At 70.6% G+C, this 14,815-nt stretch carries 10 protein-coding genes; 4 read left to right on the top strand and 6 right to left on the bottom strand.

Annotated elements, in window-relative coordinates; translation table 11 throughout:
• Nucleotides 1-93: 93 nt before the first annotated feature.
• Entirely contained in the window at nucleotides 94-1,992 is a 1,899-nt protein-coding gene (locus ABWV53_RS01610) for an ABC transporter transmembrane domain-containing protein (protein WP_502903807.1), read from the bottom strand.
• Nucleotides 1,989-2,360, bottom strand: coding sequence for a hypothetical protein (locus ABWV53_RS01605; protein WP_353362248.1), 372 nt, complete (start codon nucleotides 2,358-2,360; stop codon nucleotides 1,989-1,991). Before ABWV53_RS01605 ends, ABWV53_RS01610 begins: the two co-directional genes overlap by 4 nt.
• A gap of 118 nt (nucleotides 2,361-2,478) precedes the next feature.
• On the opposite strand from ABWV53_RS01605, the gene ABWV53_RS01600 reads away from it, so the two are divergent.
• Complete coding sequence (locus tag ABWV53_RS01600; RefSeq protein ID WP_353362246.1) at nucleotides 2,479-3,147, top strand: ABC transporter ATP-binding protein; 669 nt, start codon at nucleotides 2,479-2,481, stop codon at nucleotides 3,145-3,147.
• An 81-nt stretch (nucleotides 3,148-3,228) separates the two neighbouring features.
• On the opposite strand, the gene gdhA is transcribed toward ABWV53_RS01600, so the two are convergent.
• Entirely contained in the window at nucleotides 3,229-4,572 is a 1,344-nt protein-coding gene (gene gdhA, locus ABWV53_RS01595) for an NADP-specific glutamate dehydrogenase (protein WP_353362244.1), read from the bottom strand.
• A 274-nt stretch (nucleotides 4,573-4,846) separates the two neighbouring features.
• Here gdhA and ABWV53_RS01590 point away from each other — a divergent pair, with 274 nt between their 5' ends.
• On the top strand, nucleotides 4,847-6,013 hold the full coding sequence (locus tag ABWV53_RS01590; RefSeq protein ID WP_353362242.1) for a glycerophosphodiester phosphodiesterase: 1,167 nt from the start codon (nucleotides 4,847-4,849) through the stop codon (nucleotides 6,011-6,013).
• Between the two features lie 78 nt (nucleotides 6,014-6,091).
• Here ABWV53_RS01590 and mutL read toward each other — a convergent pair whose 3' ends face one another.
• From mutL to ABWV53_RS01575, 3 genes are all read right to left on the bottom strand, one after another.
• Nucleotides 6,092-8,125, bottom strand: a complete 2,034-nt coding sequence (mutL, locus tag ABWV53_RS01585) for a DNA mismatch repair endonuclease MutL (RefSeq protein ID WP_353362240.1) — start codon at nucleotides 8,123-8,125, stop codon at nucleotides 6,092-6,094.
• Nucleotides 8,126-8,135: 10 nt separating this feature from the next.
• Nucleotides 8,136-9,935, bottom strand: coding sequence for an EAL domain-containing protein (locus ABWV53_RS01580; RefSeq protein ID WP_353362722.1), 1,800 nt, complete (start codon nucleotides 9,933-9,935; stop codon nucleotides 8,136-8,138).
• Between the two features lie 466 nt (nucleotides 9,936-10,401).
• Entirely contained in the window at nucleotides 10,402-11,424 is a 1,023-nt protein-coding gene (locus tag ABWV53_RS01575) for a porin (protein ID WP_353362238.1), read from the bottom strand.
• Nucleotides 11,425-11,717: 293 nt separating this feature from the next.
• On the opposite strand from ABWV53_RS01575, the gene ABWV53_RS01570 reads away from it, so the two are divergent.
• Together ABWV53_RS01570 and ABWV53_RS01565 are read left to right on the top strand one after the other, a co-directional pair.
• Nucleotides 11,718-12,341 (top strand): Crp/Fnr family transcriptional regulator, encoded by a 624-nt coding sequence (locus tag ABWV53_RS01570; protein ID WP_353362236.1) that lies wholly within the window; start codon nucleotides 11,718-11,720, stop codon nucleotides 12,339-12,341.
• Between the two features lie 311 nt (nucleotides 12,342-12,652).
• Nucleotides 12,653-14,803 (top strand): sensor domain-containing diguanylate cyclase, encoded by a 2,151-nt coding sequence (locus tag ABWV53_RS01565; protein WP_353362234.1) that lies wholly within the window; start codon nucleotides 12,653-12,655, stop codon nucleotides 14,801-14,803.
• Nucleotides 14,804-14,815: the final 12 nt, after the last annotated feature.

Genomic DNA, 14,815 nt, shown 5'->3' with positions numbered 1-14,815 from the left:
GCGCGCCCGAAGACCCGCCAGGCGGGTGGAGCGGGCAGCCCGGTCGACCGCTGGGGCCTCGGCCCCCACCCAAGCAGACCTCTTTGGGCCCGCTCAAGGCTGAGCCGGTCCATCCGCCGCGAACTGCAGCGCCGCCAGCCGGGCATAGACACCCCCCTGGCGCAGCAGCGCTTCGTGCCGGCCCTGCTCGACGATGCGGCCGTGCTCCAGCACGACGATGCGGTCCACGTTCTGCACCGTGGCGAGGCGGTGCGCGATGACCAGGGTCGTGCGCCGCCCGGCATGCCGGTGCATCGCGGCTTCGAGCGCGGCCTGCACGACCCGCTCGCTCTCGGCGTCCAGCGCGCTGGTGGCTTCGTCCAGCAGCAGCACGGGCGCATCCTTCAGCAGGGCGCGGGCGATCGCCATGCGCTGGCGTTGCCCGCCCGACAGCCGCACGCCGCGTTCGCCCAGGAAGGTGTCGTAGCCCTCCGGCAGCGCCTCGATGAAGCCGTGGGCGTAGGCGGCGCGGGCGGCGGCCTCCACCTCCGCGTCGCTGGCGTCGGGCCGGCCGTAGCGGATGTTCTCGCGGGCCGAGCGGGAGAAGATGACCGCGTCCTGCGGCACGATGCCGATCTGGCCGCGCAGCGTGTGCAGCGGCAGCGTGCGGATGTCGCTGCCCGCCAGCGTGATGCGGCCGCCATCCAGCGGGCCGCCGCGGACGTCGTAGAAGCGCTGCAGCAGCTGGAACACCGTGCTCTTGCCCGCGCCGCTGGCACCGACCAGCGCAACCGTCTCGCCCGTGCGCAGTGCCAGGTCGAAACCCTGCAGCGCAGCCACTCCCGGCCGGGACGGGTAGGCGAAGCTGACGTTGTCGAACGCCAAAGCGATGGGCGGCGAACTGCCTGGCGCTGCCTCCGCAGCTTTCCCTGCCGCCGGGTTCGCACCCGGCGCGCCGGCCGACGGAAGAACCTGGCCCTCCGGGGCCATCGGCGACGTGATCGAGGCGTTCGTCGCCAGCAGCTCCATCAGCCGCTCGGTCGCGCCCGCCGCACGCAGCAGGTCGCCGTACACCTCGCCCAGCACGGCCACCGCCCCCGCGAGAAACATCACGTAGACGACGGTCTGCCCCAGGTTGCCGGCACTCAGGGTGCCGGCGATGACGGCCTGCGTGCCCTGGTGCAGGCCCCACAGCAGCAGGGCGGCGTTGGTGATGATGATGAACGCCACCAGCGCGGCACGCGCCCCGCTGCGCCGCACGGCGGCCTGGAAGGCGGTGTCGGTGGCGGCCTCGAAGCGGCGCGCCTCGCGCGGCTCTGCGGTGAAGCTCTGCACCACGGGAATGGCGTTCAGCACTTCGGCGGCCATGGCGCTGGCGTCGGCCACCCGGTCCTGGCTGGCGCGCGAGAGCCGCCGCACGCGCCGCCCGATCCACAGCGTGGGCAGCACCACGATCACGATCGCCACCAGCACCAGCACCATGACGTAAGGGTGGGTCCAGACCAGCATCGCGAGCGCGCCCAGGCCCAGCACCGCGTTGCGCAGCCCCATCGACAGGGACGAGCCGACGACGGTCTGCACCAGGGTGGTGTCCACCGTCAGCCGCGACAGCACCTCGCCGGTCTGCGTGGTTTCGAAGAATTCCGGGCTCTGCCGCAGCACGTGGGCATACACCGCGTTGCGCAGGTCGGCCGTCACCCGCTCGCCCAGCCAGCTGACCATGTAGAACCGTGCCGCCGAGAAGACGCCCAGCGCGGCCGCCACGCCGAACAGCAGGGCGAAATGCCCGCGCAGCGCCATGGCCTGCGTCGCCTTGTCCGCGCCGACCAAGCCGCCGTCGATCAGTTGCCGCAGCGCCCACGGAAAGGCCAGCGTGGCCAGCGCCGCCAGCACCAGGAACACGCCGGCCAGGGCGATGCGGCCGGCGTAGGGACGCAAGAAGGGCAGCAGCCCCATCAGCGAGCGGGGAGCGCCGCGCGCGGGCGCCGGGGCTTCGGAGCGCGCCACCGTCATTCCAGCCCGAAGGCGGACTGCAGCGCCTGCGCGAACTCGCGGTTGCCGCTGAGCGACAGGGTGAACGTGTGGCGCACGCCGGCGTGGCGCTCCACCGCCGGCTGCAGCCGCCGGGAAGCGGGGTCGTAGTGCAAGGTCTGCAATGGCGCGTCGTCGGGTTCGCTCTGCAGGTCGTAATCCCAGGCGCCGCCTTCCTCGACGGGGCCGCGCCGGCCGGGGAACTGCTCGGTGGCCCAGGCCAGCAGCCGCACGATCTCGTCCTGCAATGGCACGAGGTGGGCGTCGGTCACGCTGGCGATGGCGTCCCAGGTGCCGGTGCCTTCATCGTCTTCGCTGTAGTCAAATTCAAGGTAGTCGAGGCGAGCCATGGTGCGGTGGGATGATCGGTGGCTTGCATTCTGCGGCATCGTCGAATGCGCCGCAGGAGGCCGGCGTTCGCCCCCGACCGCCGCGTTCTCTCTTTCCGCCACTCGATCACCGCGCTCCATGCCTTCGACGGATTTCTCACGGACCCTGCCGGCCACGCCGCCCTCTGACACCCCGATCCTGCACGCGCAGGCCTGGAGCTTCGGCTACCCCGGCCGGCCGCTGCTGCGCGACTGGAGCGCGCGTATCCGCCCCGGCGTGTCGCTGGTGCTGGGCGGCGACGGCGCGGGCAAGACCACGCTGCTGCGGCTGCTCGCGGGCGCTCTGGCACCGCAGGCGGGGTCCGCGCAGCTGCTCGGCCTGCCGCTTCCACCCTGCCGGTCGCCCGGGGCGCCGCACGTCTTCTGGGTGGAGCCGCGCTCCAGCGGGCTCGATGCCGTCACCCCGGCGCAGTGGTTCGCGCAATTGCCCGCGCTCTATCCGCATTGGGACGGCGAGGCCCTCGCGCTGCACGTCCAGGGCTTCGATCTTCTGCCGCACCTGCACAAGCCGATGGAGCAACTCTCCACCGGCACGCGGCGCAAGGTGCTGTTCGCTGCGGGATTCGCCTGCGGCGCGGAGCTCACGCTCTTCGACGAGCCGGTGGCCGGGCTCGATAGGCCGTCCATCCACCACCTGCAGGCAGCGCTGGCCGGCTGCGCGAGGCAGGGCGCGCGCGCCCTGGTGGTGGCGCATTACGAGCCGCTGCCTGGCGTGCCCTGGAGGGACACCTGGGTGCTGCCGGACTGAAACACGCGCGTGTAAAGTCGATTGCTATGAAAAACATAGCATGAGGCCCAAGTGGGATGGGCGCCAGAGGGCGATTTGGCTTCAAACCACCCCTTGCGCCAGCATCGCGTCCGCCACCTTCACGAAGCCGGCGATGTTCGCGCCATCCACGTAGCTCACGCTGCCGTCCGCCCGCTGGCCGTGACGCACGCAGGCCGCGTGGATGCCCTGCATGATCTTCAGCAGGCGCGCATCGACCTCTTCACGCGGCCAGGCCAGGCGCGACGCGTTCTGGCTCATCTCCAGGCCCGACGTGGCCACGCCGCCCGCGTTGCTGGCCTTGCCCGGCGCATACAGCACGCCGGCCGCCTCGAAGGCCTTGGCCGCCTCGATGGTCGATGGCATGTTGGCGCCCTCGGCCACGCAGAGCACGCCGTTGCCGATGAGGCGGTCCGCATCCTGCGCCTGCAGCTCGTTCTGCGTGGCGCAGGGCAGTGCGACCTCCACCGGCACATGCCAGGGGTTCGCACCGGCCTCGAAGCGGGCGCCGACCTGCGCGGCATAGTCGCCGACGCGGCCGTAGCGCTGGTTCTTGATCTCCATCAGCAGGGCGAGCTTCTCGGGCGTAAAGCCGGCCTCGTCGATCACCGTGCCGCCGGAGTCGGACACCGTGACCACCCGGGCGCCCAGCTGCAGCGCCTTCTCGACCGCGTACTGCGCCACGTTGCCCGAGCCCGACACCGCCACGCGCAGCCCGTCCATGGCCCGGCCCCGGGTCTTGAGCATCTCCTGGGCGAAATACACCGTGCCGTAGCCCGTCGCCTCCGGGCGCACCAGCGAGCCGCCGAACGACAGCCCCTTGCCGGTGAAGACGCAGTCGGCCCGGTTGGTCAGCTTCTTGACCATGCCGGCCATGAAGCCCACCTCGCGCCCTCCCACGCCGATGTCGCCGGCCGGCACGTCGGTGTCGGCGCCCACGTGGCGGTACAGCTCCGAGGCGAACGCCTGGCAGAAGCGCATCACCTCGCCCTGGCTCTTGCCCTTGGGGTCGAAGTCCGAGCCGCCCTTGCCGCCGCCCATCGGCAGCGTGGTCAGCGCGTTCTTGAACGTCTGCTCGAAGGCGAGGAATTTCAGCACCGACAGATTGACCGACGGATGAAACCGCAAACCGCCCTTGTACGGCCCGATCGCCATGCTGTGCTGGATGCGGTAGCCCCGGTTGACCTGCACCCGGCCAGCGTCGTCCGTCCAGCACACGCGGAAGGTGATCGTGCGCTCCGGCTCCACCAGGCGCTCCAGCAGCGCCTGCTCGGCATAGCGGGGGTTTTGCGCGATGAAGGGCCACAGGCTCTCCATCACCTCGGTCACGGCCTGCAGGAATTCGGGCTGGTCAGGGTTGCGCTGGGCGACCTGTTCGAGAAACTGGCCGACGGATGCATGGGACATGGAAAGCACTTTCTGTGGCGACGGGGAGGGCGGGGCCGCTGACGGCACGCGGGCATGCCGGGGTGCGGGCGGGCGCCACATTATGGAGAGCCGGTCCGGCTGGGTGCACCGTTCGAGGGATTTTTCAGCGCCATTGGAGGAAATTTGAACCGAACTGGTGCAAATGTCGGTGCCGACTTGGTGCTTCTTCGACTTGTGCCTGTCATCGAAGCACTGCACAGTGCCACTGGGCTGGACCGGCCCGCCCATCCTCGACCTGAGAAAGAGACACACCATGACCCGAAAGATTTTGGGAAAGACGGCCTTGGCCGCCGCCGTGGCCACGGCGCTGCTGGCCGGCTGCGGCGGCGACGACAACGACCCCACGCTCGACGGCAAGAAGGCGCTGGTGATCGGCCATCGCGGCGCCGCCGGCTACCTGCCCGACCACACGCTGGAGGGCTACCGCCGCGGCATCGAGATGGGCGCCGACTTCATCGAGCCCGACCTGGTGGCCACCAAGGATGGCGTTCTGATCGCCCGCCACGAGCCGAACATCACCGCCACCACCGACGTCTCCACCCGCCCCGAGTTCGCCAGCCGCAAGACGAAGAAGGTGGTGGACGGCGTCACCGAAGAGGGCTGGTTCGCGTCCGACTTCACGCTGGCCGAGATCAAGACGCTGCGCGCCGTGCAGCCCCTGCCCGAGCGCGACCAGTCGTTCAACGGCCGCTTCCAGATCCCGACGCTGGCCGAGGTGCTCGACCTCGCCCGCAGCGAGGGCCGGCGCCTGAACCGCAGCGTGGGCGTGTACATCGAGACCAAGCACCCGACCTACCACGCGCGCCTGGGCCTGCCGCTCGAAGACCGGCTGCTCGGCACGCTCTCGCAGTACGGCTACACCGCCAAGGACTCGCCCGTCATCCTGCAGTCGTTCGAGGTCTCCAACCTGAAGTACCTGCGCGGCAAGACCCAGGTGCGGCTGGTGCAACTGGTGGACGCGAACGACGTCAACGCCGACGGCAGCATCGATTTGACCGCGCCCTACGACAAGCCCTACGACTTCGCCGTGGCGGGCGACCGCCGCACCTTCGCCAGCCTGCTCACGCCCGAGGGCCTGAAGGAAGTAAAGACCTACGCGGACGGCATCGGCCCCTGGAAGCCCTATCTCATCCCCTCGCGCCAAGTCGATGCCAACCGCGACGGCAAGCCGGACGACCTGAACGGCGACGGCGTCATCGACGAGCGCGACCGCGTGCTGATGCAGCCCACCCGGGTGGTGGAGTACGCCCACGACGCCGGCCTTTTCGTGCACCCCTACACCTTCCGCAGCGAGGCCAAGCGGCTCACGTCCGACTACAAGGGCGACGCGAAGGAGGAGTACCGCCGCTTCTTCCGCCTGGGGGTGGATGGCGTGTTCTCGGACTTCCCGGACCAGGCCAAGGCGGCGCGGGACGATTGAGACTCGGGGCTGGCTGGCGAAGCCAGGGCGGACGGCCCGGCTGGGCCGAACGCCCCCCGGCGCATCGGCCCGAACCCTTCACCGACCGCGCAGGAAGAGCGCGTCCAGCTCCTTCATCGACAGCTGGCGCCAGGTCGGGCGGCCGTGGTTGCACTGGTCGGACCGGTCGGTGGTCTCCATCTGCCGCAGCAGGGCGTTCATCTCGTCCAGCGTCAGCCGGCGGTTGGCGCGCACCGCACCGTGGCAGGCCATGGTGCCCAGGATCTCGTTGCGGGCGCGCTGCACCACGGTGCTGGCGTCGTGCGCCGCCAGCTCGGCCAGCACGCTGCGCGCCAGCTCCACCGGGTTGCCGTGCGCCAGCGTGGTGGGCACGGCCCGCACCGCCAGCGTGCGCGGCGAGAAGGGCGAGATCTCCAGGCCCAGCATCTCCAGCGTATCGGCCTGCGACTCGGCCGTCGCCACCTCTTCGGGCGTGGCGGCGAAGGTGGCGGGAATCAGCAGCGGCTGGCTGGCGATGCGCGTGCCGCCATCTACCTGGGCCTTGAGCCGTTCATACACGATGCGTTCGTGGGCGGCATGCATGTCCACCACGATCAGGCCCTGGGCGTTCTCGGCCAGGATATAGACGCCGTGGATCTGCGCGACGGCGCGGCCCAGCGGCCAGGTGGTGGCATCGGGAACGGCAGTGGCCGTGGGGCGGGGTGGCACGGGCGTCGCCCAGTCCGTCGCCTGCGGCGCGGCCACGGGCTGGGCCGCCTCTGCACCCAGCGGCTCGAAAGGTGGCGTGCCCGCTGGGAGCACGGCAGTCTCGGTGGCCGTCGATGGCGAGCCCCACAGCGCCTGCAGGTCGGACACCTTGTGGCCGGGCCGTTCATCAAATTTAATAGCACTCTGCGCTGATGAATAAAGCGCTGCAGGCCGATTCGTTGTAGAAAACTGGCTGGCCGCCGCAGCCGGGGCGCCGTCGGTGCCCGCTGTGCCCGCTGTGCCCGCTGTGCCCGCACCGCCCGCGCCGCCTGCGCCTGGTGCGCCCGCAGCGGCAGCCGCCTGGGCCAGTGCCTGCGCACGCGGCGCGGCCAGGGCGTTCTCCACCGCGTGGCGCACGGCCTGGTGCACTTCGCGGCTGTCCCGGAAGCGCACCTCGATCTTGGTGGGGTGCACGTTCACGTCCACCCGCAGCGGGTCGATCTCGACATAGAGCGCATACACCGGCTGCTTGTGGCCGTGCAGCACGTCTTCATACGCGCTGCGCGCCGCGTGGGTCAGCACCTTGTCGCGCACGAAGCGGCCGTTGACATAGCAGAACTGCTGGTCGGCGCGGGAGCGGGCGGCATCGGGCAGGCCGGCGCGGCCGGTGACGGTGACGGCACCGGAGCGGTGCCGCACGGCCACCGATTCAGCGAGGAAGTCCTCGCCCAGCACGTCCGCCAGGCGGCGCGCCAATGCCTGCTGCAGCGCGTCGGCGTCGTGCGGGCCATCGCCGGCGGCCAGCGTGGCGCGCCACTGCTCGACCAGCTTGCCTTCGTGCCAGATGGCAAAGCCCACGTCCGGCCGGGCCAGCGCATGGCGGCGCACGGCCTCCACGCAGTGGGCCAGTTCGGTGGCGTCGGTCTTCAAGAATTTGCGCCGGGCTGGCGTGGAAAAGAAGAGTTCCTTCACTTCCACCGTGGTGCCGGTGCTGCGCGCCGCGGGCCGCAGCTCGCCGCTGCGCGCCTCCAGCAAAAAGGCGCTGGCCTGGTGCGCCGTGCGCGACAGCAGCGCCATCTCCGACACCGAGGCGATGGCGGCCAGCGCCTCGCCCCGGAACCCCATGGTGGCGACCGATTCGAGGTCGTGCAGGTTGGTGATCTTGCTGGTGGCGTGGCGGCGCAGCGCGATGGGCAGCTCGTCCTGCGGAATGCCGGCGCCGTCGTCTTCCACCGCGATCAGCCGCACGCCGCCGGCCAGCAGGCGCACGGTGATCTGCGTGGCGCCGGCATCGAGCGCGTTGTCCACCAGTTCGCGCACGGCGGAGGCGGGGCGTTCGACCACTTCGCCCGCGGCGATCTGGCTGATCAGCTCGTCGGGCAGGTCGCGGATGGGGCGGCGGGGCGTGGGAAGGGGTGCGTTCACCCGGCCGATTTTAGGTGGCCGCCCTCGCCGACGCCGCAGCGGGCGTGGAGTGCAGCACCTGCGGCACCCCGCCCGTGCCGGCCAGCGCCGCGGCCATGCATGCGATGCCGCTGGGCGACAGCTTGGCATCGTGCTTGGCCAGCGCCGCCAGGTTGGCCACTTCCTCGGCGCGCTGGATGCGGCCCGGCGCCACGCGCACCGCGCCGATGGACAGCGTCGTGCAGTCGAAGAAGCGCTTCACGCCGTGCCGGTCTTCCGCCCAGATGCCGCCGGCGCGCTGCGCTTCGTCGTCGAACAGGCTGCGGGCCTCGGCGGCGAAGGCCGCCACCAGGTCGCGGCAGCGCTGCAGCCAGTTGCCGCTCTGGAAGAGCAGCATGAAGTCGTCGCCGCCCACGTGGCCGACGAAGTCGCGCTGCGCGTCGCAGTGCGCCACCGACAGCCGCGCCAGCAGGCGGATCATCTGGTCGCCGCGCCAGTAGCCGTAGTAGTCGTTGAACGGCTTGAAGTGGTTCATGTCGGCGTAGCAGGCGACGAACTCGGTGCCGCTGTCCAGCAGCCGCTGCATGTGCAGGCTGATCGGGATGTTGCCCGGCAGGAAGGTGAGCGGGTTGGCGTGGCGCGCCGCCTCGATGCGCGCTTCCGTCACTCCGCGCACGAGCTGGTCGCCCGTGCCCAGGCCGATGTAGCGGCCGTTGTCGGTCACGATGAAGCCGTCGTTCAGGTAGCGCTGGTCCTGCGAGGTGAGGATGCCCACCAGCTGGTCCACGTCGCAGTCCAGCTCGACCACGCGCGGCGCATGGTTGGCGAAGGCGCTGCAGGGCCTGCGGCCGTGCACTTCGCGAAAGAAGAGCGTGGCGTAGTGGTTCATGAACTGCTGGCGGTTGATCAGCGCCACCGGGCGCGTGCCCTCCAGCACGGCCACCGCGTGCAGCTCGGCATGGGTCTTGAAGAGCTGCGCCACCTCGTCGTTGGGGGTGTCGGGCTCCACCGTGGGCGCCTGCAGCACCAGCAGATTGCGCAGGATGCCCGGGCGCGCATGCTGGCCCTGGTGCGGCAGCACGGCCACGCGCCGGTCGCGCAGCGCTTCCAGCGCGGAGGGCTCGATGGATTCGAACGGCAGCCGTGCCGGACGGCCCAGCAGGTAGCCCTGGCCGTAGGGAATGTCCAGGTCGCGCAGGGCGCGCAGCTCTTCGCGCGTCTCGATGCCTTCTGCCACCAGCGTGGTGCCGAACACCTCGGCGATGCCCTTGATGGCCTGCAGCATCTGCAGCTTCTCGGGGTGCTCGGCGATGTCGCGGATGAAGTATTTGTCGATCTTCACGAAGTCGGGCTTCACCTCCGACCAGAGCCGCAGGCTCGAATGCCCGTCGCCGAAATCGTCCAGCGCCAGGCGGGCGCCGCAGGCATGCACCTCGCGCAGCGCGGCGCGCAGCGAGGCCATGTCCGAGACGCGCTCATGCTCGGTGATCTCCAGCACCACCATGCGGGCGGACACGCCCAGCTCGCGCACGGTGCGGCCCAGCAGGCCGGCGCCGCACATCGCCACGCCGGACACCAGCGCATCGGCGCTGATGTTGACGAACACGCGCCCGGCGCGCCCCTCGCGGCCCCACTGCCACAGCGCGAGCACCACGCACAGCAGCTCGAAGTCCTGCAGGATGCGCTCCTGCCGCGCCATCTCCAGCAGCGCATCGGGCCGGTGCAGCGCGGAGCCCTCGGGCCCGCGGATCAGCGCCTCGTGCGCGTAGATCGAGCCTTCGCGCAGGTCGGCCAGGGGTTGGAAGACGCAGTAGAGGCCGCCGCCACGCATCAGCCGGGCGAGCGGCCCGGTGCCTTCGCGCACGGCGGGCGAGAGCAGCTCGAGCACGGAAGCCGGCGCAGGCGCAGGCGCGGGCGGCACAAACGCGGGCAGGGCGGTGTGCGCCGGCGCGTGGACGGGCACAGGCGCGGGCGCGGCGGCGAGGAAGGACACCATGATGACCAGATGAAGCGATGGGCCACCTTAGGGCCGGGCGGTGACAGCGGCATGACACCGCCGAGGCTGCCGGGTGGCTTCCGCCGCACGGAAAAGCCGGCAGCGGCGCCCGCGTTGGCATACGGCCGCAGCTGCTATGAATTCGATAGCTATAAGCGCTTGATGGACGGGCGCCCGAGCCTCAAAACACCTCGAACCATCGGCCTGGCCACGAAAAAAGGCACGGCGGGTGGCTCCGCCGTGCCTTCGGAGGGCATCGCCGCCCCGCGCCGGTTCACGGCGTGGGGGCGGCACGCGCCGTTCAGAACCGGTGGCGGATGCCTACGCCCATGCTGTTGCCGCTGCGCTGGTTGGTGATCTTGTCGTTCATCACGACGGCATAGACGTCGGTGCGCTTGGACAGGAAATAGTCGTAGCCGACGGAGAAGGTCTTGCGGTTGACGTCGGGCGTGGACCAGTCGGTCTTGACCCATTCGGCCAGCAGCTTGCCGTTGCCGATGGGGGCGGATGCGCCGACCTGGAAGGTCTTGCCCTTGGTGTCGGCCGTGTCGCTGATCTTCTTCTCGCCATAGCTCAGGAAGGGCTTGACCATGCCGAAGTCGTACGCGCCCAGCAGCATCCAGTATTTCTGGTTGTTGGCCAGCAGCGTGTTGGTCGGGTTGGCGATGTCGGTGTTCTCGTAGAAGCCGGTCAGGGTCAGCGGGCCGCCGAAGTAGAAGAAGTTGGCGCCGAAGTTGTTCTTGCCGCCCTGGCCCGGCTGCTCGCCGAACTGGTACTGGACGTTGGCCGAGAAGCCGCCGAACTTGGGCGTGCTGTAGACCAGCTGGTTCGACCAGCCGGTGTCGGACGGGGTCATCGCGCGCCAGCCGGTACCGTTGAAGAGCGGCACGTCCTTGTGCAGGATCAGGGGCGAGAACACGAAAGAATCACCGAACGGGTTGCCCACCACCGATGGCAGGAAGTTGGGCGCCATCCAGCGGCCCAGCAGCACCGAGCCGAAGTCGCCCGACAGGCTCACGTTGGCGTCGCGCGAGAAGAACGGGTCGTTGGCGAAGCGGCCCTGCGTGCCGGTGTCCACCTTGATGAACGAGGTCAGCTGGAAGTTGGCCTTCAGGCCGCCGCCCAGGTCTTCGGTGCCCTTGAAGCCGAACCACGAGGTCGTCATGCCGCCGCTGTCCACCACCGAGCGGCGGTTGGGGTCGCCCGCCATCTTCATCGAGCCGACGAATGCGTCGGTCAGGCCGGTGATCTCGACCTTGCTCTGGGCGTGGGCAGTTGCGCCGCACAGCAGGGTGGTTCCGAGGGCGATCAGGGTTTTCTTCATGGTGTTTCCTGCAGGTGGATGAAAAGACAACGGAAAGGAGTCGTCGGCGCCATGGCGCAAACGGTTGGAATATGCGCTAAACGTATCCAGCTGAAAACCGCTAGCAAACTCCATGCCTCCAGGTCGTGCCTTGGGGCAGCCGCGTTGTCTTGAAGGTTGCTTGCATTCGCCGCGCCCGCTCGGCCCGGTGGTTGCGCGACGCGCCCTGTTCCGGGCGCTCGATGCCCGCTGCGGGAGTGCATCCCTTGACCTCCCTCAACACGCTGCGGGGCACGCGCCGGCACAGTCGCGCCATGTTTGTCCAACCCTCTCTCGACCCCCTTTGCGCGCCCGAATGGGCCGCCGCCGGCGAGGTGCTGCGCGAGCGCCACCAGCGGCCGGCGACGGTGCTGCACCTGGACATCGGCCGCGTGCTGCTGGGCGTGCGCGAGGACGGCCAGATGCGCCACCAGTTGGGCGTCGTGCAGGGGCCGTTCTGGCTCGATGCCGCGGCGGCGTTGCTGGGGCAGCCCTGCGCGGTCGACATGGTCGCCGACACCCGCGTGGCGGTGCGGCGCGTGCCGGTCGATGTGTTCCAGCAAGGCGTGGCGACGCTCGCGCCCGCCGTGCGGGAGCTGGTGCACAGCCTGGCCAGCGGCTACTGCCGCCAGACCGAACTGGCGGTGAGCCGGCTGGCGCAGGACGCGGAGGCGCGCTGCGCGCAATGGCTGCTGCAACATGCCCAGCCGGGCGATGACGGCACGCTGCGCGTCACCCTGCAGCAGCGCAAGCGGCTGATCGCGGCGCAACTCGGCATCGCCCCCGAAACGCTTTCGCGCGTGCTGCGGCAGCTGCGCGAGCACGGTCTGATCGCCGGCACCGGCAGCGTGCTGAACCTGCCCCGGCCGCAGGCGCTGCAGAGCGTGGCCGGCGGCTGATACGGCTTCGCGTGCGATCGTCTGGCTTCGTTGGTTCGCCCCGCCGTGCTAGAGCACTGTCTTCGGCTTTCCGCCTCGTCAGCCGGCTGAATGCGAACCCGTATGAAACGCCTGCCGGGCGGCGCCGCGCCGGCGTGGCGCGGGGCAGGGTTTTCCTGCCAGGCATTGAGGGTTGCCCCGGACCCGGGCCTTTAGGGTCGCTGCGTATATTGGGGCACGACCCTCGATCGCGCCGCCCCTTTTTTTCAGCCCATGCCCCGAGTTTCTCGCCCGTCGTCGCTCATCCAAGGTGCCTCCTGCGCGGAGGCGGCATGACACCGCCAGCGGCCGAGGCAGCGGGCGGGCGCGACGCGGCATTCGCGCCGGCCGACTCGTCCTTCGACCCCTCGCCGGACTCCATCTCCTCCGATCCGCCGGGCTGGCCGCTGCCCGGTGCACTGGTCGTCAAGCTGGTGGCGGTGGCCCTGCTGGCCGTGCTGCTGGCCGGCAGCACCGCTGCCTGGCTGGTGTCCTATGCCTCCACGCAGGCCGCCATGCGCCGGCTGGTCAGCCAGCAGAACGACGAAGTGGAGATGGTGGCGCGCCTGCTGGCCAGCAAGATCGAGCAGAGCCAGCGCGTGCTGGGCACCGTGGCCGACGGCATCGCTCCGAACCTGCTGGACTATCCGCAGTCGCTGGAATGGCTGGTGCAGCAGGGCCTGCCCGCGGTGCGTTTCTTCGACGCGATGCAGGTGGCGCGCAAGGACGGCCAACTCAGCGTCAACCTGCAGTACGGCAAGCTGCAGCAGGCGGCAGCGCTCGACCCGATCGAGCGCGACTACCTGCTGCGCACCATCGTGGATGGCAAGCCCCTGGTGTCCGACCTGATCGGCACCGCGCCGGGCGAGGCGCGGGTGATGTTCACCATGCCGCTGCGCCAGGGCGAGGGCCCGGTGAGCGGCGCCGTGGCCGGCGTCCTGCGGCTGCAGTCGCAGGGCCTGCTGCCGCAGTCCATGGCGATGCCGGCGCGGGAAGATTCCCGCCTCATCGTCTTCACCCGCGAGGGCGTGATCCTGTCGCACCCCCAGCGGGAGCGCGTGCTGGGCCACGTGCGCGACGAGCCCGGGCTGGCAGCCGTCTACGCCCGCTGGCAGCAGCAGGAGCAGCCGCTCAAGGGCCGGGGTTTCACCGAGCGCATGGCGGGCCACGTGGTCAGCATCGCGGGCGTGCCGCTGCCGCAGTGGATGGTCGCCCGCGTGAGCGACGCCCAGGCCCTGATGGCGCCGGCCGAGGGCGCCCAGCGCGGCGCATGGTGGATGGCCGGGGGCGGCGTGCTGGCCGTCGCCCTGCTGGCGGGCCTGGCGATGCTGTGGATCGCCCGGCCGCTGGCGCTGCTGGGCCTGCGCGCCCGGCGCATGCTACGCGCGCCGGCGGGCGAAGGCGACGCGGGCGATGGGTGGCCGCGCTCGCGTGGCGAGGTCGACGCGCTGGTGAGCGTCTGCACGCAGATGGCCTCGCAGCGTGCGCGCGAGCAGCGCCAGGCCGGCATCACGGCGGTACGGCTGGACACGCTGCTGGCGCATGCCCCGGTCGGCATCGTCATCACCCGGGGCGAGGTGCTGGAGGTGGCGGGCGTGCAGGCCGCTCGCATGCTGGGCTATTCGCCGCCCGAGTTGCAGGGCCTGCCCGCCCGCGCCATGCATGCCAGCCAGGGCGACTACGACCAGTGGCGCAGCCGCGTGCGCCAGGCCTTCGCCGCGCACGGCAGCTTCGACGGGGACGTGCGCTTTCGCCGCAAGGATGGCAGCTCGGTCTGGGCACGGGTGCTGGCCTATCGCGCGGGATCGGCCACCCCCGGGCCGGCGTCGGCCGGCACGGTATGGCTGCTGGAGGACATCACCGCCGAGCGGGGCTCGCGCCAGTTGCGTGGCTGGGCGGCCGGCCACGATCCGCTCACACGCCTTTTGAACCGGCGCGCCTTCATCGAGCGGCTGGGCGAACTCATGGGCGTGCGCGCCCAGGGCGGCGCCACGGTGCCGGCCCCACCGCCTGGCTCGGAGGCCGACGCGCTGGCGGTGCTCTTCATGGACCTGGACCACTTCACCGTCATCAACGACGTCGCGGGCCACGACGCGGGCGACGAGGTGCTGCAGCACGTGGCGCGCCTCATCGAGGAGCAGGTGCGCCACGTGGGGTGGGCCGCACGGCTGGGGGGCGATGAATTCGCCGTGGTGCTTCCCGCCTGTTCGCCTTCCCGGGGGCAGGAGATCGCCGAGCTGATCCGCCTGGCCATCGCCGCCTGGGAGCCTTCCTTCGGCAGCCGCAGCTTCCTGGTCAGCACCAGCGTGGGGCTGGTGGTGCTGGAAGACAGCGTGACGGGCGAGGAGCACGTCACCCATTTGCTGCGCGCCGCCGACATGGCCTGCTACGAGGCCAAGCGGCGCGGGCGCAACCGGGTGCACACGACCCGGCTGCAGCCGTGAAGGCGGCCGGCG

The sequence above is a fragment of the Acidovorax sp. FG27 genome, assembly GCF_040365715.1.
Taxonomy (GTDB): Bacteria; Pseudomonadota; Gammaproteobacteria; order Burkholderiales; family Burkholderiaceae_C; genus Paracidovorax.
The sequence above is the reverse complement of the archived record's forward strand: the minus strand, read 5'-3'. Positions and strand labels throughout refer to the sequence as shown.